This is a genomic window from Microcoleus sp. PH2017_24_DOB_U_A (assembly GCF_020738205.1).
Taxonomy (GTDB): Bacteria; Cyanobacteriota; Cyanobacteriia; order Cyanobacteriales; family Microcoleaceae; genus Microcoleus.
Genome location: NZ_JAEQCT010000091.1, coordinates 1 through 24,479 on the forward strand (window position 1 = coordinate 1; position 24,479 = coordinate 24,479).

At 44.5% G+C, this 24,479-nt stretch carries 20 protein-coding genes; 8 read left to right on the forward strand and 12 right to left on the reverse strand.

The genetic code is table 11. The features are described from left to right. Positions 1-264: 264 nt before the first annotated feature. A complete protein-coding gene (locus JGK07_RS23990) occupies positions 265-1,113 on the reverse strand; it encodes a DUF3598 family protein (protein WP_293175238.1) in 849 nt (282 codons plus the stop codon). An 18-nt stretch (positions 1,114-1,131) separates the two neighbouring features. On the opposite strand from JGK07_RS23990, the gene JGK07_RS23995 reads away from it, so the two are divergent. Beyond that, complete coding sequence (locus JGK07_RS23995; protein ID WP_293195960.1) at positions 1,132-1,959, forward strand: SAM-dependent chlorinase/fluorinase; 828 nt, start codon at positions 1,132-1,134, stop codon at positions 1,957-1,959. Positions 1,960-2,020: 61 nt separating this feature from the next. Here the strand turns inward: JGK07_RS23995 and JGK07_RS24000 are convergent, their stop codons facing one another. Beyond that, complete coding sequence (locus JGK07_RS24000) at positions 2,021-2,917, reverse strand: alpha/beta fold hydrolase (RefSeq protein WP_293225718.1); 897 nt, start codon at positions 2,915-2,917, stop codon at positions 2,021-2,023. A 34-nt stretch (positions 2,918-2,951) separates the two neighbouring features. Next, a complete protein-coding gene (locus JGK07_RS24005) occupies positions 2,952-3,956 on the reverse strand; it encodes a site-specific DNA-methyltransferase (RefSeq protein WP_293195963.1) in 1,005 nt (334 codons plus the stop codon). 183 nt (positions 3,957-4,139) lie between these two features. Here JGK07_RS24005 and JGK07_RS24010 point away from each other — a divergent pair, with 183 nt between their 5' ends. Beyond that, positions 4,140-4,943, forward strand: a complete 804-nt coding sequence (locus JGK07_RS24010) for a helix-turn-helix domain-containing protein (protein ID WP_293175231.1) — start codon at positions 4,140-4,142, stop codon at positions 4,941-4,943. A gap of 88 nt (positions 4,944-5,031) precedes the next feature. On the opposite strand, the gene leuS is transcribed toward JGK07_RS24010, so the two are convergent. From leuS to aat, 3 genes are all read right to left on the reverse strand, one after another. After that, positions 5,032-7,587 (reverse strand): leucine--tRNA ligase, encoded by a 2,556-nt coding sequence (gene leuS, locus JGK07_RS24015; RefSeq protein ID WP_293225720.1) that lies wholly within the window; start codon positions 7,585-7,587, stop codon positions 5,032-5,034. A 435-nt stretch (positions 7,588-8,022) separates the two neighbouring features. Then, positions 8,023-8,766 carry a Uma2 family endonuclease gene (locus tag JGK07_RS24020; RefSeq protein WP_293210599.1) on the reverse strand — a complete coding sequence of 248 codons (744 nt, stop codon included), beginning with the start codon at positions 8,764-8,766 and terminating at the stop codon, positions 8,023-8,025. Positions 8,767-8,870: 104 nt separating this feature from the next. Continuing rightward, positions 8,871-9,449: a leucyl/phenylalanyl-tRNA--protein transferase gene (aat, locus tag JGK07_RS24025; protein WP_293175240.1), complete on the reverse strand. Its 579-nt coding sequence runs from the start codon at positions 9,447-9,449 to the stop codon at positions 8,871-8,873. A gap of 65 nt (positions 9,450-9,514) precedes the next feature. Here aat and JGK07_RS24030 point away from each other — a divergent pair, with 65 nt between their 5' ends. Then, entirely contained in the window at positions 9,515-9,844 is a 330-nt protein-coding gene (locus JGK07_RS24030) for a hypothetical protein (protein WP_293142731.1), read from the forward strand. Positions 9,845-10,101: 257 nt separating this feature from the next. On the opposite strand, the gene rpsN is transcribed toward JGK07_RS24030, so the two are convergent. The 4 genes from rpsN to rseP all read right to left on the reverse strand — a co-directional run bounded on the left by rpsN (position 10,102) and on the right by rseP (position 13,625). After that, complete coding sequence (rpsN, locus tag JGK07_RS24035) at positions 10,102-10,404, reverse strand: 30S ribosomal protein S14 (RefSeq protein WP_265235916.1); 303 nt, start codon at positions 10,402-10,404, stop codon at positions 10,102-10,104. 275 nt (positions 10,405-10,679) lie between these two features. After that, a complete protein-coding gene (nth, locus tag JGK07_RS24040; protein ID WP_293175225.1) occupies positions 10,680-11,324 on the reverse strand; it encodes an endonuclease III in 645 nt (214 codons plus the stop codon). Between the two features lie 166 nt (positions 11,325-11,490). Continuing rightward, entirely contained in the window at positions 11,491-12,249 is a 759-nt protein-coding gene (locus JGK07_RS24045) for a Uma2 family endonuclease (protein ID WP_293175223.1), read from the reverse strand. A 275-nt stretch (positions 12,250-12,524) separates the two neighbouring features. Beyond that, positions 12,525-13,625, reverse strand: a complete 1,101-nt coding sequence (rseP, locus tag JGK07_RS24050) for an RIP metalloprotease RseP (RefSeq protein ID WP_293175221.1) — start codon at positions 13,623-13,625, stop codon at positions 12,525-12,527. A 305-nt stretch (positions 13,626-13,930) separates the two neighbouring features. Between rseP and JGK07_RS24055 the strand changes: the two genes are divergently transcribed. The 5 genes from JGK07_RS24055 to JGK07_RS24075 all read left to right on the forward strand — a co-directional run bounded on the left by JGK07_RS24055 (position 13,931) and on the right by JGK07_RS24075 (position 20,845). After that, a complete protein-coding gene (locus JGK07_RS24055; RefSeq protein WP_293175219.1) occupies positions 13,931-14,608 on the forward strand; it encodes an ATP-dependent Zn protease in 678 nt (225 codons plus the stop codon). Positions 14,609-14,727: 119 nt separating this feature from the next. After that, the gene (locus JGK07_RS24060; RefSeq protein ID WP_293142754.1) at positions 14,728-15,279 is read left to right on the forward strand and encodes a hypothetical protein; all 552 of its coding nucleotides are present in this window, start codon (positions 14,728-14,730) and stop codon (positions 15,277-15,279) included. A 535-nt stretch (positions 15,280-15,814) separates the two neighbouring features. Beyond that, a complete protein-coding gene (locus JGK07_RS24065) occupies positions 15,815-17,242 on the forward strand; it encodes an MFS transporter (protein WP_293175217.1) in 1,428 nt (475 codons plus the stop codon). A 762-nt stretch (positions 17,243-18,004) separates the two neighbouring features. Beyond that, complete coding sequence (locus JGK07_RS24070; RefSeq protein ID WP_293175215.1) at positions 18,005-18,151, forward strand: hypothetical protein; 147 nt, start codon at positions 18,005-18,007, stop codon at positions 18,149-18,151. A 315-nt stretch (positions 18,152-18,466) separates the two neighbouring features. Further along, positions 18,467-20,845: a tyrosine-protein kinase domain-containing protein gene (locus tag JGK07_RS24075; protein ID WP_293193035.1), complete on the forward strand. Its 2,379-nt coding sequence runs from the start codon at positions 18,467-18,469 to the stop codon at positions 20,843-20,845. Positions 20,846-21,048: 203 nt separating this feature from the next. Here JGK07_RS24075 and JGK07_RS24080 read toward each other — a convergent pair whose 3' ends face one another. Both JGK07_RS24080 and JGK07_RS24085 read right to left on the reverse strand, forming a co-directional pair. Then, positions 21,049-23,508 carry a CBS domain-containing protein gene (locus JGK07_RS24080; RefSeq protein WP_293193037.1) on the reverse strand — a complete coding sequence of 820 codons (2,460 nt, stop codon included), beginning with the start codon at positions 23,506-23,508 and terminating at the stop codon, positions 21,049-21,051. Between the two features lie 235 nt (positions 23,509-23,743). Next, positions 23,744-24,479, reverse strand: a 736-nt coding sequence (locus JGK07_RS24085; RefSeq protein WP_293225722.1) for an RNA-guided endonuclease TnpB family protein, incomplete at its 5' end; no start/stop codon positions are given.

Below are 24,479 nucleotides of genomic sequence, written 5' to 3' on the forward strand. Positions count from 1 at the left end.
TCGACTGAAAGTCTGTACGATCGCCTGATTATCGGTATGATTGAATCAATGACGTGGCGATCGACTGACTGACTCTTTTAAGATACAAGGGGCGGGTTCGCCGAAATTCATCTCATCAAATCGCGGAATTAAAAAACCCGCCCCCACCCATCCCAGATACCGAATCAACCTTTTATGCAATCAGAATTTACTGGTTTGGTTAGGCGGGTTTTTGTAGATTGTCTGTGGGAATTAAAGATTGTTGGTTAACCAGACCCTACGGAATTAATGACTAACTTTGCGTTCAGTAACTAAAGTCAAACTTACCCATTCACCCTTATCATTGTAACTGCGAATCATCCGAAACCGCAAGTCAGGTTCTACCAACCAACCGGCCTCAAAAAATATAGGTTTTCTGGATTCAATTTTCACCGGACAAGTGCAAGAACCTCCATCGGGAAGCAACAAAACCTGCACGGGTGTTGCACCTTCGTTAAAATTAATCACAGAACCATCTATGCTGCCGCTAGAACTGATAAGGTTAGGATTACTGCCAAAAGTAATTTTTTGCATGAGCCGATCGCCATTTTGCAAATTCAATTGCAGTTTGGTAGAATAACGATCGGGTGAACGCCAGTCTGGATACATCGTCACAGCCTCGCCCTCCCATTCTCCCAGCAAATCCCCAACAGTTAAAGGCGGACGTTCGGGGACATTTTTATCGGGCTGCTTTTCGCGAATTAAGGTAAGTTGGGATAAATTGCCGTCGGTATTGTAGAGCTGAACGAAGCGCAACCGGCGATAATTGTAGATAAAACCAAACTCGGCACCCGACTCAGAATAAGGCGCTAGTTGAATAGTTCCCTGACAAAAATCTCCATTCTCAAAAAACAGGATATCTCGTCCCAAACTCTGATATTCTCGAACCAGTTCGCTGACTTCCGGTTCGCCGACACCGCTAGGATTTGGGGAAAAGCGGCGCAGTTTCAACCGCACAGTTTTGTTGTCGTTGAGTCCTTCAAGAGAAATAATGCTGGGAGTATCTTGAAGTATCTCTCCCCGCGTTGATAGCTGAGTGAAGGAACCGTGCCATTCTCCTAAGTTTTGCAGAAAGTTTTCCCACTGCGCTACCATATTCTTACCTTTGGATATATGTCTAAAAATAGAATTATAACTCTGCTGACGGATTTTGGATTGAGCGATGTTTATGTGGGAGTGATGAAAGGTGCGATCGCCCAAATCAACCCGCAGTTAAAAGTGATTGACATTACGCACCAAATACCCTCCCAAAATATTGCGGCCGCGAGGTTTTGTTTGATGACTGCTTTTGCTTATTTTCCGCCGGAAACTGTACACGTTGCTGTCGTCGATCCGGGTGTGGGTAGCAAGAGACGCGCGGTGGCGGTGAAATGTGCTAGTTGCTTCCTTGTCGGGCCGGATAACGGGCTGTTTAGCGGGGTGTTGAGTCGCGAAAGTGCGTTAGCGAAGCCCTCGAAGAGGATCGCATCTGTCGAACTCACCAACCCCAAATACTGGCGTACAAATCAACCCAGCAGCACGTTTCACGGTCGCGATATTTTTGCAACAGCGGGCGCTCATTTGGCGAATGGGGTGCCGTTGGAAGAGTTGGGAAGGGAGGTACGCGCTGCAAGTTTAGTGCAGCTAGAGATACCAAATTGCGCCGTTACAGCCACAGGTGCGACAGGTTGCGTTCAATATGTCGATCGCTTCGGCAATCTCATTACCAATATCCCCAATAATTGCATTATAGGTAACAATTGGTCAGTGATAATTAGCAATAGTTGCGATCTAATTCGCATCCCCAGCGGTAAGACGTACAGCGACAGCAAGCCTGGTGATTTAATAGCCATAATTGGTTCTGACGGTTGGCTAGAAATTGCCGTTAACGGCGGCAGCGCTCAATCCGTTTTACAGCTAGAAGTTGGAGATAAAATAGAAATAATATTATCAGGTTCGTAGTGAGGACTTTAGTCCGCATCAAAGCAGACAGGACTAAAGTCCTTACTACGAACCTATTTATTCATCTAATTTTAGATTTTTCGGCAAAATCAACAACAGTTTTGCGGTATTCGCTGCTGTTAAAAAAAGCATCTCCATTATTATGCTTAGCATTAGGAACCAGCAAAATTTGCTTGGGTTCACCAGCAGCAGCATACAACTTTTCACTCATCGCAGCAGGAATCAAAGGATCGGCACTTCCGTGGGCGAACAAAACCGGAATTCGCAGCAATTTAACTTTGTTCAAAGAATCAAACTTTTGCGTCAGCAGCAGCCGCACCGGAAACAGCCGCATCAAACTTTGGCGTTCTACCATATCCAGCATGGAAGTGAAAGAACTTTGAACAATTAAGCCCGCAACTTTAGGATGTGTAACTGCTAATTCTACAGCAACAGCACCTCCGAGTGAATGGCCGTACAAAAAGATTTCGCTAGGCGACAATTGCCGCTGTTTGACTAAATAATTATAAGCTGTTTCCGCATCTTCATATATCCGCGCTTCGCTGGGAAAACTGCCTTGACTGCGCCCGTAACCCCGATAATCCATCAGCAATACAGAAAAACCCAATTCCCGAAAGCGGTAAGATTGATTGATATTCGTACCGATGTTAAAGCCCTTGCCGTGCAGGTACAATAGGGTTCCTAGTGGCTGTGGATTGGCGGTTGGCAGCCACCAACCGTGAATTTTGTCTGTTTTTGCGGTTTTGGGCGATCGCCCGTTAACTGGCAACCAAACCTCTTCGTAGGGGATTTTAAAGGCATCGGGTGTTTTGGCGATCGCAGATGTGGGACTAAAAATCAGACGAGTTTGCAGACTAAACAAGAGTATACAAGAGACGATGTAGGCGATCGTCCAAAATTTCACCAAAGACGATAGCCACTTATAAAAATGTATGTATTTATTTGGTAATTTATTCATTACGGCAAACTCAATAATCGGCGATTTAACAACATTAACAACAATAATTATTGATATCAAACAGTAGCAGAGTCTGAGGTAATATAAATCCCGATGGTTCCTCTGTCAAAAGCTTGTTATATATTTCATCGGCTTTGTCAAAGGATTCTTGAGGTAAAAATCTCAAGGTTGAGGCAGCAATATATTGTTTTTCTAGTTCAAAACTAATCCACTTTCTTGATAATTCTTCTGCTGCGTGACCAGTCGTATTAGAACCAGAAAAAATATCTACTACTAAATCTCCCGGTTCAGTAAGAAAGTTGACAAAAAATGACGGTAACTTTTTGGGGAAACGTGCCGGATGCACCTTAACATTAATCTCTTTGCACAAGCGCAGGTATTGAGAATTGCTATCGGCATTAGAATATTCTAGCAAATTAGATGGCAGAGCGCCTCCATTATCTTTGGCAAATTTATCACTAATCTGATGACCGGAAGGACGTTCCTTGGGAGTATAAAATTCATCAGCATTTTTCAAGAGTTTTTTCATTCTCTCAGAATACTCTACTTTAACTTTAGTAATATTTGCTTGAGGCTGATTAGTTTTGGAAAGCCACCAAACAGGATTTACAGAATCTTTTGCCCGAATTTTTCGTTTATTCACCCACTCTATAGGAGATGGAAGTTTTGAAGGATTAAACCAGAAAAACTCTTGAGCAAGTTTAAATCCATACTCGTCACATAACCGAATAAGCACGCGGTAATTATACAGCGACCTTACAGGTATCCCTTTTTGATAAGCACCGCCAAGGTCTATCACAAAACTTCCCGTATCCTTGAGAACTCTTTTAATTTCCGGTGCAAATCCCAGTAACCAGTCAACATATAATTCTTGGTCTTCATTTCCATAACTTTTTTTACGTTGTAGTGCAAAAGGAGGGGATGTCATGACCAAATCAACAGAATTACTAGCAAGACAATTGAGGAGATGAAGAGAATCTCCCAGATAAGCTTGACCGTACTTGGTGCTATAAACTGGGGCGGGCAAAATATTACTCATATCTAATTGAACATTATTGCAAGTTACAAAATACAGAGTGCGATCGATTTTATAGTCATTCTAGCTTAACTCGTACTGAAAGTACGATCTAATCCGTACTTTCAGTACCTTCTTTAAAATGTAAATTCTTCGTAATATTCACAAATCGAACTGTGAGTACGTTTTTTTCAAATAGTGAAGGGTATGAATTACAAGGAAGCTAGACAACTGTTTGCCGCAAAGGTAAGTCAGTTGCGCCGAGAAAAAAGGATGACACAGGAGGAGTTAGCCGAACTCACAGATAAGACTACTGACTATATCAGTTTATTGGAGCGGGGTGAAAGATCGCCATCCTTTGAAGTCATTCTGAATCTCGCTGAAGCTCTAGACGTACCAGCTAGTTATTTATTGAGCTTTAGCCAAAGCGGTGAAAGTACGGCTATCCTGAATACCCTGATAGCTGAGCCAGTTTCTCCCTCGGTAGTGGAGCCGGTTGAAGAGCCTATTACTACAGAAAACGAACGCAGCTCAGATGCTAAACGGCTAGAAGATGCGATGAAAAGCATCCAAGAATTGCAAAATCTGGCTAGTGAATATGGTATTGCGGATATTTTTCAAGATAATGGGGGAAAGACTTTACAATTATTAATCCTTTTAGGGCTGCGGATATCGCCTGGAAGAGAAGGAAACGATGCTATTGACGCTGAAGGAAAAGAATACGAACTTAAAACAATAAATATTGCCCTCAATAGAAGCGGTGGGGTCACGACTCACCATCATTTAAATGAAATTATACTTAACAAATATCGCAGAGTTGAAGCTTGGTATATTGGACTGTATGAAGGCATAACTCTCAAAGAGATTTATAAACTTACACCTGAAATGCTGGAACCTAAATTTAAAGAATGGGAAGAAAAAGTGAGGCTCAGAAACGAACCGCTAAACAATCCTAAAATTCCCTTAAAGTTAGTTAGAAAAGGGCAACTTGTCTACTCTCATAGTAAATAATAGTTGCCCTGTCAATCTTTAAAGGAGATTAGGTTGTATTTGTGTAGCGTAGCAGTGATATATGACTGACAAGTACAGACTTTTACACTCAAGCTACCACGAAATTAACCAACTTTCCAGGAACCACAATTACCTTTTTAATCTCCTTACCCTCCAGGTGGCGCTTCGCCAAATCCGACTCGCGGGCGTAATTTTCCAAAGCAGCTTTATCCGCACCAGAAGGCACTTGAATAGTGCCGCGCGTCTTACCCATAACTTGAATTACCAGCGTAATTTCATCAGTAACTAAAGCAGATGGATCTGCAACAGGCCAAGTTTGCAAATGTACTGATTCGCTGTTACCAATCAAATGCCACAATTCATCAGCAATGTGCGGCGAAAAAGGCGCTAACAGCAAAATCAAAGTGTTAATTCCCTCGGCATAAACGGGCGAATCCTTACATTTAGCATCAGCCAGCGCATTGTTCAACTTCATCATTTCGGAAACAGCAGTATTAAACTGATACTCGCCCTCCAAATCTTCTCGCACTTCCTTAATTGCCGTGTGAATCGCCCGCCGCAAATCCTTTTCAGCTTTACTTAGCAACTCTTTCTCCCCCCCTTGGCAAGGGGGGGCTGGGGGGGGTGAAGCAAACTCTGTCACCACGCGCCAAACCCGATTTAAAAAGCGGAATTGTCCTTCCACATCAGCGTCATCCCACTCCAAATCCTTCTCCGGTGGCGCCTTGAATAAAATAAACATCCGCGCCGTATCAACCCCATATTTCCCCATAACTTCCAAGGGGTCAACACCGTTGTATTTAGATTTGGACATCTTCTCATAGAAGACTTCCAAAACTTCACCAGTTTGCGGATCTTTAGGATTTTCGGGGTCTACATCTGATGCAGCAACATATTTGCCAGTCACAGGATTTTTGTAGGCTTTTGCTTGCACCATGCCTTGAGTTAACAAGCGCTTAAATGGTTCGTCGCAATCGATCAAACCCCGATCGCGCAAAACCTTCGTAAAGAACCGCGAATACAGCAAATGCAGGATTGCGTGCTCGATACCGCCGACATATTGATCTACCGGCATCCAATCATTGGTTTTCGCAGAATCAAAGACTTGCTCTTGATTTTGAGCATCAGGATAGCGCAAAAAATACCACGATGAATCCATAAAAGTATCCATCGTATCCGTTTCGCGCTGCGCCGGAGTGCCACAACTCGGACAAGGAACGTTTACCCATTCCGGCATCTTTGCCAAGGGCGAACCTTTGCCAGTAAATTGTACATTTTCCGGCAACAATACAGGTAAATCTGATTGAGGGACGGGGACTGTTCCGCACTTTGGACAGTGAATTACCGGAATCGGAGCGCCCCAATAACGCTGTCTAGAAATCAACCAATCTCTCAAGCGATATTGCACTCGCGCTTTGCCACAACCTGAATTTACGGCAGCTTGAATAATGGCGGCTTTGCCTTTAATTGAATCCATCCCGTTGAAGCTTTCGGAATTAATCATAATTCCTGGTTCGGTGTAAGCTTCCGTCAGCGGAACTTCATCATCATCCACAATTACTACTTTAATCGGTAGTTCATATTGATTGGCAAACTTGAAATCTCGCGTGTCGTGGGCGGGTACTCCCATGACTGCGCCGGTGCCGTATTCGTACAACACGTAATCCGCAATCCAAATCGGAATTTCTTCATCGTTGAAAGGGTTGATTACTTTGCCGCCTGTGGGGATACCGCGCTTTGGTTTGTCATCAGCCGTGCGATCCATTTCACTTTGCAATGCAACTTCTTTGATGAACGTATCAACAGCGGCTTTTTGGTCTGCCGTGGTCACTAGCTGAGTTAACGGATGTTCCGGCGCTAAAACAACATAACTCACGCCATAAATTGTATCGGGACGAGTGGTAAAAACGGCGACTTTTTCATCCATGCCGACAATGGGAAATTCTAAGTAAGCGCCGACAGATTTACCAATCCAGTTGGCTTGCATTAATTTGACTCTTTCGGGCCAATCTGGCAATTTATCTAAGTCGTTTAATAACTGTTCGGCGTAATCGGTAATTTTGAGGAACCATTGCCGTAATAATTTGCGCTCGACTTTGGCACCGGAACGCCAGGAACGACCTTCGTTGTCTACTTGTTCGTTGGCTAAGACGGTTTGGTCGATCGGATCCCAATTAACTGCGGCTTCTTTCTGATATGCTAATCCTGCTTCTAAAAATTGCAAAAACAGCCACTGAGTCCACCGATAATAATCGGGAGAACAGGTTGTAACTTCTTTTGTCCAGTCGAAAGAAATACCCAGGCGGCGAAACAAGCCTTTCATCTGGGAAATGTTTTGATATGTCCATTCTGCGGGGGGAATTCCGCGCTCGATGGCCGCATTTTCTGCCGGCAAACCAAAAGCGTCCCATCCCATGGGATTGAGTACGCGATAGCCTTGCATCCGCTTGAGTCTGGCAATTACATCGATGATTGTGTAGTTGCGGACGTGCCCCATGTGCAGGCTTCCCGACGGGTAGGGAAACATGGATAAGGCATAAAATTTAGGCTTTTCGGTATCTTCTGGCATTTGGTCTAAGTTTTGCTCAGCCCATGTCTGTTGCCATTTTTCTTCTATGGATTGGGGGTTGTATCTGGAGTCCACAGTAATTGCTCCGTGCAGAGTTTAATAAAGTTGGCTTCAGTATTTTTGCACATTCATGGGGCCGCGATTAGGATTCTTTTGCACCCCCAAGGATTTTGGCTCTAATATCTGTATTATATATTGTAGTATATGAATTTTGAGTTGGGGGCGATTTCTAGGTTAAAAGAATCAGACTTATGTACGGGTGGTCAGAAACCGGGTTTTTACGAGAATACTTGGTTACAGTCGATAAAACCCCAAAAAACCCGGTTTCTTGGGTCGGAAATGGGTGTTCAGAAACCGGGTTTTTACGAAAATAGTTCGTTACAGTCGATAAAACCGCAAAAAACCCGGTTTCTTTGGTCATAAATGCGTAAGTCCTAAAAGCATAAATAACTGCAATTGCCAGAAAGCAGATTTATTTGATAAATCTGCTTTCTTAGCATTTATTCCTGCTTAGATGCTATCAGGATCGATGTTCAATTCCCGCAGTTTTGCAGCTAAAAGTTGAGACCTTTGAGCTGCTTGTTGAGCCTTGAGAGCTTCTTGTTCGGCACGCTGAAATTCTTGTTCTGCACGCTGAAATTCTTGTTCTGCACGCTGAAATTCTTGTTCTGCGCGCCGTCGCTCTAATAGCCGCTGTGCATTTATTTCGGAATAGGAAAGAAATCTTTCTCCATCAGGGCGATAGATTTCCAAACCTTCTTCTGGCAACTCAAATCGCACTCCCAGTCTGGGACTTGTCCATCCCTCCATTGGTTCAATTGGTTCTAAGATTCCTTCAAGTCTTTGCCAACCTTCCAGCTCATTTGTTTGCGGATCGTAAACGTAATACTCGTCAACTCCATAACGCTGGTAAAATGAAAATTTTTTATTCATTTTAGTTTGGCTGTCGTTGTGGGAGCGAATCTCAAAGACGACTTGGGGAGCAATATTGTCTTCGCGAGATTGTATGTAGGAAAGTCGATCGCCTTTTGGTCGGCCAAATATCACCATCGTATCTGGTGCTTGAGAAATATCTGGTCTACCTTCAACCGGATACCAGAGTAAATCTGCTGCTACAAACACGTTGGGGTCATCTTCAAACAGCGATTCGCAACCTTCTTTGATTGTGACAATTAATTTGTATTGAATTGTACTTTCTGCCATTGGTTGACCGTCGCTGGATGGATAAATAATTTCTTCGGTTGTGACTTGCATTGTGGTTGTCTCCGAGAAGTATCTCAGCTTAATTATACTATTGTTGGAAGCAGGGATATCGGGTGAGGAATTAGCCAAAGCCTAAGTTCCTCAAGATAGAAGATTCAAAAGAGGGAGCAGCGGCGCTTTAAGGCTTGTTGTAAAATCGTGTTATAGAGTTTTTCCTTAACAGTATAAGCTCCGAATCTTTCCAAGTGGGGATTGTTCATTTGAGCGTCGAATAGTAGATAAGATCGATCGCGCAATCTCTCCACCAACTTCACCATCGCCACCTTAGAACCCTCGGGAATCCGGTAAAACATCGATTCCCCGATAAACGCGCCACCTATAGACAATCCCAAAATACCGCCCGCCAATTCGTCGCCGCACCAAGTCTCGAAGCTGTACGCCCAACCAGCCTCATACAATCCCCAGTAAATCTGCTTGAGTTCCTTAGAAATCCACGTCGTTTCTCGATCGGCACAACCCTCAACCACCGCCCCAAAATCGCGGTTTACAGCCACCGAAAACCGTTCTTGATTCAATGCCCGGCGGAGCGATCGCGGATAGGTAAATCTCTCATCCAGGGGTATCAGCGCCCGCTGGCGGCTCGAATACCACCCCAAACTCTCCTCGCCGTCATTCGCCATCAAGAAGTAGCCTTGCGCGTATCCCTGTATAATTGACGGTATATCATATTGCATAAATTTATCAGTTGTCATGTTTGCCGCTAACTTTTCAAAGTCAACATTAGCAATTACGAATAATCATGTCTGAAACCATCCAACCTATTACCTTGCCGCCCGCCCAAAACCCCGAGCAAGAAGGCCAATGGCTCCAAGAAACGCTGCTGGCATGGCTAGACTCCGAGTTTATCCCAGAAGCAGCCAACCAGCAAATAGCTAAAAGAGCAGCCCAAATCTACCTCCGCCAGCGCATGGAAGGCGAAAACGATTTGGGCAGCCTCGTAATTGCGATCGTCACCGAAATGCAGGCCTATGATTTTTCTAAAAGCTTTTACGGCGAATTTGCGATCGCCAATGCCGTCAGCGACTTATTACTCGAAAGTCTCGGTATCGATAAATGCTGCGGCCAATGAAGCAAGAAGGTTCGGCAACGGATTTTGTAACCGATGTAACGGATGTCTAAAGGAAGAAGTAGGAAGAAGCAAGAAGGACAAAGCAAGAAGGAAGTTTGAGCTGAAATCTGAAACAAAAATAAACCCCAAACATAATCTTGCAGATTATTTATAAGTTTTTTTCCTTCTTCCTTCTTCCTTTTTCCTTCTTCCTTCAGACTAATGACAACTAACAAATATTAACTGTCAACTGTCAACTGTCAACTGTCAACTGACTTCTACCAGCTAGACTTCACAACACCGGGCAAAAGACCTTCGTGAGCCATTTCTCGCATCATGTTCCGAGACAGTCCGAAATCGCGGTAGTAACCCCTGGGGCGACCTGTAGCCCAGCAGCGGTTCCGCAAGCGAGTCCGCGAACTGCCGCGGGGTAGCTGTTGCAGTTGGCGGTGAATCGCCATTTTGTCCATCTGGTTCGCTGCTTGGTCGAACTGATCTTTCAGGTCTTCGCGCTTGTCAGCGTACTTGTCTACGAGTCTTTGGCGCTTTTTCTCGCGCTCGACCATGCTCTTTTTAGCCATAATCTGTTGATATCCTTAGATAAATCACAATCTACTATTTTACTATATTTTGGTGGTTTTAGATCATTTTTATTTTAATTACTTTTTTTGTTGACAAGATTTTTGCAACAGGTAAGATGCCTTTTCCACAATTATTTAAGCTTTTTTGCAACAGGCAAGATGCCTGTTCCACAATTATTTCTGTTGTTTTGCAACAGGCAAGATGACTATTTCACAATCATTTCTGTTGTTTTGTGGGACAGGAATCTTGCCTGTCCCTGAAATTAATAAAACATCTAACTATTAGCAGAAGGGCACAAATCTGCAAGTTCACAAATATGGCAAATCGGCTTTCTCGCATTACAAACTGCTCGACCGTGATACACCAACCGAATTGACCAATTTTCCCAATCCGGCTGCGGCAACAATAGCATCAAATCCCGCTCGATCCGAATTGGATCGGCGTGTTCAGTCAATCCCAACCGCTGACTCAAACGCTTGACGTGAGTGTCTACCGTCACGCCCTGATGAATATCAAAAGCGTGGGCGAGGACGACATTAGCGGTTTTGCGGGCAACTCCGGGCAATTCTAGCAGCAGTTCCATTTGCTGCGGCACTTGATTGTTGAATTTATTGACGATCGCCCAACAAGCAGCTTTAATATTTTTAGACTTATTCCGGTAAAAACCAGTCGATCGCACCAGACGCTCCAATTCATCCAAATCAGCATTTGCCAAAGCCTCCGCATCCGGGAAACGCTCAAACAAAGCCGGCGTTACCAGATTTACGCGCTCATCCGTACACTGAGCCGCCAGAATCGTCGCCACCATCAACTGCACGGGAGTTTCGTAGTTGAGAGTGCAAGGGGCTTCTGGATACAGCCGTTTGAGGCGAATCAGAATTTCGAGCGATTTTTGTTTTAAACTTAACTTTTTAGTCATCAGTCATTGGTCATCAGTCATTGGTCATCAGTCATCAGTCATTAGTTATATTCTTGCCGGTGACATCGGAATTATACAGTGCTGTCCCCGCTCGCGAGTCGCGATCGCGAGCGGGGACAGCACTATAAAATCAAAACTGAGATACTCCCAATTTAATCTTAGTCATTTACAACTGATTGAGGTCAATTCCCATGTCTCGGAGCCGAGCTTCTAAAGCTTGCGAGCGCGATCGTTCTTGCTCCAGCAAAACTTCTGCCTGTTCGGCCCTTTGCCGTTCTTGTTCGGCCCTTTGCCGTTCTTGTTCAGCCCTTTGCCGTTCTTGTTCGGCCCTTAATTCTGCTTGTTCTCGAAGTTGAGCGAGTTCCACAAAACTCACAAACGGTGTTCCATCAGGGCTGAATATTTGTAGTTCAGTTTCTGATAGTTGAAACCGCACTCCCATTCTTGGACTTACCCAGCCGTTTACTTCTTCGATTGGTTCTAACCGTTCTTCTCGGCGCTGCCATATAGTTAAATCCACATTCGCCGGATCGTACAGATAATATTCTTCTACGCCGTACTGTTCGTAAAATCTCAGTTTTTGGAGCATCGGAGTCAGCCGATTTCCCGGCGACCAAATTTCAAACGCCACTTGCGGCACAATGTTCTCTTCATGCCATTGTTGGTAGGAGCCTCGATAACCTTTCGGTCTTCCGAAGACTACCATCGCATCTGGCGCTTGAGAAATCTTGTTATTTCCTTCTACTGGATACCACAGTAAGTTTCCCGCTACAAAAACATCAGCCATGCTGGCAAATAACAGTTCTAAATTTTCTTTGATCCACACGATCAATCTAAACTGTTCGGTATTATCTGACATTGGTTCGCCGTTATCATCTGGATAGATAATCTTTGCTTTTTCGGGAGATTGCAGTTGTGTGACCATTGCTATTTCTCCAATTTTACTGGTTAATTTATAGCCTTTCTCAGAAAGATGAGGTACGCATGGGCATGGGGCATAGGGCATGGGGCATAGGGCATAAGATTAGCGGGCATACCTCACTTTTTTGAGAAAGGCTGTATATTAGTCAGCAGTCATCAGCTATGTAATAACTAATGGCTGCTGACTGCTGTTCGCGAGCGGGGACAGCACTATGACTGCTGACAACGAACAACTGTCAACTGTCAACTGTCAACTGCCAATTGACAACTACCAACTGACTACTGTTGTCGGAGAGTTCGCATCAAATCAAAGCCTGCCAAATTAGCAGTATCGCGAACAATCAAGAAAATTCCCAAACCCAACAACAGCACCAAACCAGTCTGCATCACATTTTCTTGAATGCGGTTTGGCAGAGGCTTGCCCCGCAGTCCTTCTATTAACAGAAAAGCTAGTTGACCGCCATCTAAAGCAGGCAAAGGCAAGATATTAATCACAGCCAAATTTATACTAATTAATACCGCAAACTGAAACAAATTCGCAGCATCCGATCGCGCAATTCCTGCACCAATGGCTACAATTGCCACAGGCCCGGACAACTTTTCAGCAGTCTGACTGAAATTGCTAAGTAACTGCCCGAAACCTTGAAACGTCAGCACTACAATTCGCTCAAACTCAGTTGCAGCCTTGCTAAATGCCTCTACAATTCCTGCCCGTTCCCGCACGACGGTACCGTTAGAAGTTAGCTGCACGCCAATCTTACCTTTACCGTCGGGGGACAATTCGGGAGTAACTGTCACCACAAATTTTTGTTCTTCGCGCTGAATTTCTAGGGCCAGGGGTTGATTGGGATGATCTTGGATGGCTGAGACTAAAGATTTGATTGATTCGCGGTTCGCGCCCAATTCCTTGCCATCAACGGACAGAACAATGTCGCCCGATCGAATTCCCGCTTGGAAGGCCGCCGAACTAACTTCCGCAGCGACTTCCGGGACTTTAACTCCCGGTAGGTAGTTCATAGATGCAGCGCCAACCGTGGTTAATTGCACCACCAGCAGGAAGTAAGCAAAAATTAAGTTGGCAATTACTCCTGCACTAATGACGATCGCCCGATCGATCACAGGGCGGTTCCGCAGCAAATTCGGGTCATTGGGGGGAATAGTGCTGTCTGGATCGTCATCCGGGAAACCCACGAAACCTCCCAGGGGAAAGGCGCGGAGGGCATATTCAGTTTCCGGGCCTTGGTACTTCCACAAAATGGGCCCGAAACCGATGGAGAAGCGGTTGACGTGAATGTGTTGAAGTCTCGCCGCCAGGAAGTGGCCGAGTTCGTGAACGACAATCAAGATACCTAAAACTGCGATCGCTGCCAAAACTGACATGAAGGATTCCACTAACACTTTTACTTGACTTTGATTTATTTTAATATCTTTTTAATGTAGGCGGCTTGGGATCGACAATTTTCAGTCAAACTGGAAGATGGCATTTTAAGCTAACGTCCGGGCCAGATCGCGCGGGCCCTCGCGATCTGGCTTGTGTAGATTTTGGTCAAATGTGCGATATACACTACGAAACTAAACATTAGTCCGTAGTCAGTTGTTAGTTGCTAGTTGTTGGTCTAATCACAAATAACCAATTCCCCATTACCAATTCCCCATTACCAATTCCCCATTACCAATTCCCAATAATGAAAGACACTTCTTTGAATATTATCGCTATTTCTATCTTCGCCATCACCGTTTCGATAATATTGGGCCCCCTATTCAACCTACCAGAGGCCGTACCTGCGATCGCCACCTTTTGCCTGTTGGGGCTAGCCACCCTCGACAGTTTCCAGTGGCAAGGTCAAGGCGGTACAATATTAGTAGATTTGCTGGGGGGAAGTTCTAAAGAAAAGCGCGATCGTATCCTCCACCACGAAGCCGGACACTTCCTCGTCGCCCACCTGTTGGGAATTCCCGTAACCAGCTACGCCCTCAACGCTCTTGAAGCATTCAAACAAGGTCAAACAGCCCAAGGCGGCGTCCGATTTGCAGACCAACAACTAGCATCTCAACTCGAAAACGGCACTCTTTCCGTCCAACTTTTAGACCAATACTGCACCGTCTGGATGGCCGGAATAGTCGCCGAAAAAGTTGTTTACGGCAACGCCATAGGAGGAGCAGAAGACCGTACAAAAATCAGCGCAATTTTAACACAACTACGCCGTCCCGTTTCCGAAATTCAACTCAAACAAAACTGGGGCTCGCTGCGAGCAAAAACCCTAATCGAAAGCCATCAATCCGCTTACCAAGCCCTAGTCGCAGCCATGGAAAAAAGAGCAACCGTCGCTGAATGCTGCGACATCATCCAACAAAATTTGTAGCACACAACTTGTGCACTCTGGCTTCTTGAACCCAGTTTATTTGTAGGTGTCTCACTCAAGCCCGGATTTTGCCTAGAAATCTGGTTTAATAGCATTAATTTTATCGCAATTAAAAAATCATGTCACAATCAAAACTTTTCGCAACCAAACTGCAAACAGCCAACCCCAATCAAGAAAAATTGCTGCGGCTGTTAGGTTTCCGCATCGACCCCGACACCGAAGTACCTAATCTGTATACTCTCATTGTCTGTGGAGAAGAAGAACCGCCTTTAGTAGCTGGCGGTCAACTTGTATTTTTTACCCGTCCACAACTAGCGATTAATGCTCTCAAACTGTGCGATATCGATGTCAGCGAACTGGGAACACCACCCACACAAATAGACGCTATTTGCGACATTGCAGAAACCCTGTACTTGCTCGATGCAGAAGATATTGACGAATCAGGGATTATGCTTAACTGTTTGAACGCGCTGTTAAATTTAGTAAAAGTCACATTAACACCCATGCCCACAAATTACAAACGCGTGCTTTATGCTTTTGCAGACCACCTGAATATTGATGAAGAGTTTGCCAGTTTTTTAGCTGAAGAGGACATCCAGCGTTCGGAGATGGTTAACGCTATTTTATGGTGTGTGGGAGCCATTACCGTCAAATCTAGATTGCTAACCTAGTAATTTTAGATTTAGAATTTTCAATTGAATAATTCACAACATTCAAAGATTTCAACTTATTACTTTCAACCAGGTCATTCCTAGATGCCACTGTCACATTAAATCAAGGTACGTAGTTGCGCTTGGGCGCTCTTATATTTAAGCGCTCAAACGCAACAAGTGACCCAAAAAATAGTTCCATAAAAGTTCCAGTTGCGTCCAGGACTCAAGGATTGCTATAGGTGCATAAGTCCAATTATCAATGGCAAATTCTCAATTGCCAATCACAAATCATTCAAATGTGCGATCGAATTTCTGTCGCTTGGTGCGGGCGGGTTTAGTTCGATTGTTGGTGGGAATTAAAGATTGTTGGTAAAACCTGCCTCTACTATTCAATTACCAATTACCAATTACCAATTACGAAATCTTCAGAAAAGTCCCGATCGCAAAAAAAAACTTAGTATTACAGCTTAACGCGAGTTATACTCCTATTGGAAAGACTGCGATCGCCCAAAAATCCCGAAATCATCGCCCAAAAATCCCGAAACAAAAGTTTATGACCAACACTTCCCCCCCTGAAAGGGCCGCCGACAACCCAGAAACCAAAAAACTCAGTTTCTCCACAAAGTTAGCATACGGTGCGGGAGACCTTGGCCCCGCAATTACTGCGAATGTTCTGGTGTTTTTCCTGCTGTTTTTCTTTACCAACGTGGCTGGCTTGGCTGCGGGGACTGCTAGTAACATTTTGCTAATTGGCAAGGTTTGGGATGCTGTAAATGACCCAATTGTGGGGGTTTTGAGCGATCGCACCTCTCACCCCTGGGGCCGCCGCTATCCTTGGATGGTTTACGGCGCAATTCCTTTCGGCATCTTCTTCTTTTTGCAGTGGATTGTTCCCAGCAAAGATCCTACGATATTGTTTTGGTACTATGTGGCGATCGGCATATTGTTTAACACAGCCTACACCGCCGTCAACCTGCCTTACACCGCCCTCACCCCAGAATTAACCCAAGACTACAACGAACGCACTAGCCTTAACAGTTTCCGGTTTACTTTCTCGATCGGCGGCAGCATTTTGTCATTAATTATCGCGCAAATTATCTTTGCCTTAGTTAAAGATGACACCCAAAAATACTTAATATTAGGCGCCATCTGTACAGTAATTTCAGTATTGCCTTTGTACTGGTGCTTTTTCGGAACCCGAAAACACGTCCTCTCTCAATTGCAAGACAATCCCGTAGAAGACAATTCAACCTCTTTGCCGATAGGAGAACAGTTGCGGATTGCATTTAACAATCGCCCTTTTTTGTACGTAATTGGAATTTATCTCTGTTCTTGGCTGGGAGTGCAATTAACTGCTTCGATTTTGCCTTACTTTGTCATCAACTGGATGAATCTGCCGCCAGCAACTTTTACCCAAACTGCGATCGCAGTTCAAGGCACCGCACTCGCCATGTTATTTGTTTGGAGTAGAGTTAGCGAACGCTATGGCAAAAAAGCTGTTTATTTTATGGGCATGAGTTTGTGGATTATCGCCCAAGCCGGACTGTTTTTCCTACAACCCGGACAAGTCGTCCAGATGTACCTGTTAGCAGTTATGGCTGGTGTGGGAGTTTCTACTGCTTATCTTGTACCTTGGTCGATGATACCGGATGTGATTGAACTCGACGAACTCCAAACAGGCGAAAGACGCGAAGGCGTGTTCTATTCGTTTATGGTGTTGCTGCAAAAAATTGGTTTGGCGATCGGCTTGTGGTTGGTAGGTCAAGCATTAGAACAAGCTGGATTTCTCGCTACTGTTCAGGGACAGGCTGCGCCTGTACAGCCCGATTCTGCCCTGTTCGCGATTCGAGTTGCGATCGGGCCACTGCCCACAATTGCTTTAATCTGCGGCATGATTCTTACATATTTCTATCCGATTACCCGCGAAGTTCACGCAGAGATTTTGTTGAAACTTCGAGAAAAGAAAGCACATAATCTGTAATATTCAATAGACTTTAATTGCATTTGTGCGCTCTCTAATCAGCGTTAATGAGCGGTTGTTGTATCAAGGGAATATTTATGCAATCCAAGTCTAATGAGTATCACAAAATAACACTTGTCAAAAGCTCATACGGCTGAGATTCCAGAACAATTATCGGATTGCTTGCCAACTATTTGTATCCTCTTACCCGAAAGAATTGGTTGAAAGCCGGAACCCTTGTATGGAGAAATTAAAATCCGACTATTCATTAATCCAATCCTCTTCCTTCCTTTGTCAAGTGCTGTCCCAAGTCAACTGTCAACTGAATGAAGAACGTGTTATAAACCTCTTTCATCGGTTAATCCCAAAAAACACCCCGTTGCGGGTTTCCGGCTAATATTGATATAGCTCTCATAGTAGGATGGCGAATCATAGCGATGGTTTTAGCAAGAGTGGAAAAGCCCAGAAACCCCATGTTTCAGCGACAAAACATCACATCGCCCAGCGCCATCCGCCCGGTAGCAAAACCCAGAAGCCTTGAGTTTTTCCAAATGTCGATCGACTTTGTATTAACAAAATATTAATTTTTATGTCGTTTGCCCATTATATAGATCCGTGGGTGATATAATGTTAGCGCAGTTTAATTATATAAACTTAAAAAGCAATCCAGATCTTAAAAAAGTTGACAATTAAAAGATAAAGACAGATTTTTGTCGGAAATTGATTGGATTAGTTGTCGTTCCACAAATCGGCCCAATGGTGTTAATTATATCTACGTATAAAATGCAAAACTTTTTAGCCGATCGGTTCGTGGGTAAGTTAACAGGTAGTGCTGCTATTGGTGGCGATCTCAAAAATGGCAGAGATGACAAGGCAATACCAGGGCGATCGGCCCCCCGCGTGTGGCGTAAAATTGTAAAATTTTGGTAAAGTTATGGCGCGAGCTGCGGTGAAGGTCAGGGATACCAGAAAAACTTGGTAGAGTCGCCGATAAACCAGGAATACAAGCAGAACACAGCCGCCAGAAATACAGTCGGAGACAACTCTCTCTTGAGTTAGTAAAACAACATTTGCAGCCGGCACAAGATATGAATTTAGTTATTTTTGTATATTATGTGAAAGTAGTGAGAACTATTGGCAGGAAATAGAACCAACCAACCCAGAATCTCCTGTGATATCCTGAAGTCAAGGGTGAAAGTATCAACCAGAAGGCTCGCAGAACCAAGCTGATTTTACCAAAACAATATGAAAGAGGTCAACATGGAAAAAGAACATGACGCTCATATCGTACCAATTAGCAACCAGAGCAGACAGGTGCAGCAATTTCCCGTTGACGAGGGAGAAGAGTTAAGCGGGGCACCCCAGAAAGGATTGAATCTAAAGCCCTTGTTCAGGACTTTTCAACGACAAGCCCTAGTCATCATTGCGATTGTAGCCCTAGCAGGCGGTGCAGTTTATTATAAGGTCAAGGGAGGCAAGAAAACATATCAAGGCGATTTTCGGATACTGGTGGAACCCGTGACAACGGAGGCAAGACTTACCGACGCATCTGCCCTCGCCAATCGCGGTGAGGGGGGTGGAGTGCCTAATCGAGAATTTTTTAGTTTGGACTATCCAACTCAGCTTCAAATTCTCCAGAGTCCTCAGATGCTGTCGGCTATTACCAAACAAGTCCAACAAAAATATCCAAAAATGACCGAGGAACTTCTTAAAAAAGGATTACTCGTGTTGCGCCTCGGAGAAAATGAGTTGACGCAAACTAAAATTTTGGAAGTTCGTTTCCTCGGGCAAGAGCCTGACTTAGTTCAGTTCGTTTTAGAAGAAACTAAAAAGAAATATTTAAAGTACAGCCTTGACGAACGCAAGACTCGCATTGGTCAAGGTGTTAATTTTATTGAAAACCAGCTTCCGGCACTCAACAAGCGCGTAAATGACCTGAAGTCTGAGTTACAGATGATACAGCAGCAGCAAAAAATTACCGATCCTAAAGAACAAGGCGCGCAATTGATCGTGCAAGTTCGCGCTATGGAAACTTTAGAGTTAGAAACTCAAAGGCTACTCCAGGAACAGAGAATGCTGTACGCTAACTTGCAAAAACAATTAGATTTTACACCAAATGAAGCTATTGCGGCTTCAGCTTTAAGTGAAGAACCTCAATATAAAGAGTTGCTGACCAAGGTTAAGGAAGTAGAAGGTCAGATTGCTGTAGAAACAGCTCGTTTTAAATCTGCTAACCCTATAGTAGAAGCTTTAGAGCGCAAGCGGGCAAATTTAGTAGCTTTGCTCAACAAGCAAACCGATCGCATTTTGGGGCAAAATTTGGTAGGCTCTCAAGCCAATTCTAAAGTTCAGAATTTTCAAAACTCGATTCGCATAGGCTTGATCAAACAATTGGTGGATACTGCGAACCAAGTTCAAGTCTTAGAAGCTCGCAGTCAGGCGATCGCCCAAAGTAAAGAAGAGTTGACCCGAAAATTAAGAGATTTTCCGATTGTAGCTCGTCGCTACAACGAACTGCAACAGCAATTAGACATAGCCTCCACCAGCCGCCAGCAACTTTTAACTCAGCGGGAAACTCTGCGCGTCCAAGCAGCCCAAAGCCAAATACCTTGGGAAATTATTTCTCAACCCCAGATACCCAAAGATATCAAATCAGGCAAATTTATTCCAGTTGCATCGAAAAGTACAAACAACTTTGTGATGGGAATTTTTGGAGGACTCGTGTTCGGTCTGGGAGCGGCTATTCTTATTGAAAAAATCCGCAATGTTTTCTACTGTGCTGATGACATTAAAGATGCGTTTGATGCGCCTTTATTGGGAGTAATTCCTCGTGACAAAAATGCTAAAAAAATTCCGCCTTCTATTGCTAATGCCTATGCTTATCTTGAAGGCAAACAGGGGAATCATAAAAATGCTTCGGAATTTATAGAAGCTTTTGACTCTCTTTATACTAATATCCGCTTTCTTTCTTCAAATCGAACGATTAGCTCTTTGGTAGTTGGTTCGGCTACAGTTGGCGAAGGCAAATCTACCGTTGCTTTAAATCTAGCCCACGTGGCAGCGCTGGCGGGTCAGCGAGTGCTGTTGGTAGACGCGAACTTGCATTCACCCAGCCTGCATAGGCTGTTGGAACTGCCTAATGTCAATGGATTGAGCAACTTGCTCGAAAATAAAAATGAACCGGATGAAATTATCCAGCGATCGCACCTAGCAGATAATCTGTTTGTATTAACAGCCGGTATTCCTGTCCCCGGTACTGCCAGACGGCTTGCCTCATCTCAAATGCAGTATTTAATGGAAGAACTGCACGCAACATTTGACTTAGTTATCTATGATACGCCACCGCTGGTTGACAGTAAAGATACGAATTTTTTAGCAGCGCGCACAGATGGAATACTGATGGTTGTATCAGTTCGCCAGGTGAAGTCTTCTGTAGTCAAAACAGTTTTCAGTCAATTAGAAAATTTTGGCATACCCTGCTTGGGCACCGTGGCTAATAATCCTACCAAAGGCAAGAAGTATCAAATATCTAAATCATCATCACTTGTGGAAGATAAACATGAATATTTGAATTTGGCACCAGTACCGTCAGGCATCCACAAACTAGCTCCCAAAAAAGAATGAGATTCAGTTGACAGTTGACAGTTGACAGTTGACAGTTGACAGTTGACAGTTGACAGTTGACAGTTGACAGTTGACCGTTGACAGTTGACCGTTGGTATAAGAGTAAAAAAGATGACCCACCCCAAAATTTTACACTCCTGTTCAAGTTCCCAGATTCTCTGCGCTGCAAGTCAATCTCAAATCTAAAATCGGCTGGTAGCGGACTAATTCGCATCTGGCTTGGTGGGAAATGTGACAGTAAAATTAGTCCAGCCCTTGCTGCTTTCAACCTCAATTTTTCCCTGTAACTGTTCCACAAGTTTTTGAACCAAAGCTAAACCCAAACCTGTACCTCCTTGTTTCCAGGGATCGGCATTGGGAACTCGATAAAATTTATCGAAAATTCGAGGCAATTCTTCGATCGCAATGGAAGATTGATTGCTGAATGTAAATTGAATTTCCGAAGCCCTAACACTTGCTTGTGCGGAATTTTTCCCGCTTTCTGCTTTTTCCCCGTCTCCCTTTTTGCACTCAACTTTCAAAGAGATTTCGCCCTCATTGGCAGTATACTTGCAGGCATTGTTGAGGAGTTCTGCTAAAATCCGTCCCAAACTAGCGCGGTTGGAACTGATCGTGGGGAGGTGGCGATCGCACTCTACTCGCAAATGCTGGTGGCGGTTCTGGGCTCGCGTGTAAAACGGGTCGATAATCGTAGGCAGCCACACATCTAAGTTTACTGGTTCGAGGTCAATCGGACAAGTTGCTGCTTCGAGCCGCTGCAAATCGAGCAAAGCATTAATCAAATCGGTTTCTCTAGTACATTCTGTTTCTAAAATTTCTAAATAAATCTGGCGTCGGTCTGGGGTGGGAGAAATTCTCAGCATATGAATAGCCATTTTCATATTAGATAAAGGCGTCCGCAATTCGTGAGAAACCGTGCTGAGAAATTCATCTTTTAGAACGTTTAAATGCTGGAGTTCCTGCACTTTTTGTTGCAATTGGGTGGTGCGTTCTTGGACTTGGCGTTCGAGGTCGGCATTGAGATTTTGTACTTGCTGGTAGAGTTGGGCTTGCTGAATGGCGATCGCGATTTGAGTTGCCAGTTGCAGCAGCAAATCCAATTCCGAAGCCTGCCACTTCCGGGATTTGGAACACTGATGAACCCACATCATCCCCCACAAATTGCCGTCTTGCAAAATTGGTACAATTAAATAAGATTTGATTTGCGCTTGCTGCAACCGCGCATATTTTTCGGCACTCAAACTAGCTTTGTCGATGTCTGAGACGGCATAGATCTCCTGTTCGATCGCAAATGCAGCTTCCTGCCAAATATTGTCTGGCATGATTTCTCCCAAGATAGAAGACCACTTGGGGGCAACGGATTCTGCCACAAAAATGCCAAAATTGCTCGACTCCCAACGCACGATCGCTACTCTGTCGGCTTGCAAAACTTGCCGGACTTCATCGACGCTGGCGTTGAGAATTTCTTCGAGGTTTAAGGATTGGTGAATCCGGAAGGAAATTTGAGTTAACAGCCGATCGCGCTGCACCTGTTCGTGGAGTTTGGCAGTCCGTTCGCGCACCTGCTGTTCCAATTTAGCATTGCGGCTTTGCAGCAGTTCCAATTTTTCCGATTGCAGTTGATAAACCGACTGCTGCAACTGTTTGACAACTCGGTACATTTCGGTCGGATCGAGAACTCTGAGCAAGCTGGTTTGAGTAATAATTCCCAGCAGTTCTCCGCGCCCGCCGCACACGACCAACCGCTGCACTTGTTGCTGCTGCATTTGTTTGTGCGCCGTCCACAGGGAATCGGAAGGTTCCAGAAATTGCAGGGGAGTTCTCATGACTTTTTGAGCTGGAGTTTGCTCGAAATTTAGTTCGAGATACTGTGCTTGCACGATGTCGTATTCGGTAACAATTCCCAAAGGTTGGTGAAAGGAATAGTGAAAAACGGAGGTAGAGTCCTCTTTGGGCTTCTCCATTGTTAATTCTTTGTTTTTGGTAATGACTACGCAACTGACTTGATGCTCGGACATCAGTTCGCTGATGCTCAGCAGCGAGGCGGTGTGGGGCGCTGTAATTGGCGTAGTCATCAATTCTGCTACCCGCCGCAATTTGAGAATGTTGGAAGGTTGCAATACTTGGCGAATTCTTTCCCGCGTCAGCACTCCTACCAAGTGCCGGAATTGATTGACAATAGGCAAATAGCGAATTCGGTGCTGGCGAAATAACGATAAAGCGGTAAACACGTCTTGATCGTCGGATTCTGTGAGGGAAACCGACACGGGGGACATGACTTCGGCAATTGGTATTTTGTGGAGGGCTACTTTTTGCAGGCTGTTTATTTTGCCAGAAGCAATCAGCCTCACTAAGTCGGCGGGGGTTAATATGCCGATTAACAGCCCGCGACTGGGGTTTTCGGATAAGTTGCCTGTGGTGATAGTCTGCTGGTTCTGCACGACGAGGACGCAGCGGGCCCGCACCTTGTCCGGCGGTGATGATTCGGTCATCGCCCCCTTGTCTGAGGGTAAAGGCCCTTTGACTAGGGGACAACTGTTTTGCAACTGACTCATCAGGGCGATCGCCACTGCTAAGGAAGTTTCTGGCCCGGCAGTTAGGGGGTAGCGGTCGATCGCTTGTTCTAAGGCTGAGGAGTAAAAGGGCGGGTGATAAAAGGGCATAGTTAATTGCAGGTGATCGGAGGACGGGTAATACCATTTTCGATTTTTGATTTTCGATTGGGAATAGCTTATTACATAACGGTTTGGAGCTTCCCTAGAGTTGCATTATTTTGTGAAAATGGTATAACAATTGGGCAAAGCCTTAGGTAAGGGCCCAAACACCTCGCCTGTGGTTGAATTTTAAATAATAGACTTGCTGCTATACAAATCCTAGACAAGTCTAGACATTTGCTTCTTAGTTCATCGGGAGCATGGGAGCGGTTATCCCTCGGTAAGCTTTCACGATGAAAGCCAAGCGCGATAAATTAATTGCTGCGTTCAAATCCCTGTCCATCGAATGACCGCAATTTCCACAGTTGTAAGTCCTTTCTGCCCGTGGCATATCTTGAATATGTCCGCAGTTTGAACAAGTTTTACTCGAAGGAAACCAGCGATCAGCAATGATTACTTCACAGCCAAACTTTTTAGCTTTGTATTCCAGTTGACGTTTGAATTCATAGAATCCACAATCCGCGATGACTTGAGCTAGCTTGTGATTAGACAGTAACCCAGAAACATTTAAATCTTCTACTACTATCGTTGCGTGGTTTTTGCCTAAGTAAGTAGTAATTTGATGGAGAGTATTTTTTCTGAGATTCGCTACTTTAGCATGATGTTTTGCTAACCTTTGTTTCGCCTTAAATCTATTGCTAGAGCCTTTCGTCTTTCTCGATAATTCCTTTGACAGTCTACGCAACTTACTGAGATGCGTTTTGTAATGCTTTGGGTTAGGGAAAACAACTCCCGTCGAAAGGGTTGCCAACTCTTTAACTCCTAGGTCAACACCCACGACATCGTGTTGCTTTACAGTTGGTTCATGCTCCTGTTCGTAGGCAAAAGCAATAAACCAACTGTCGGCGGTACGTGAAATAGTGATTGACTTACAGGTAGTGTGAGGCAATCCTTCGTAGGTTTTTACCCAACCGATTGTT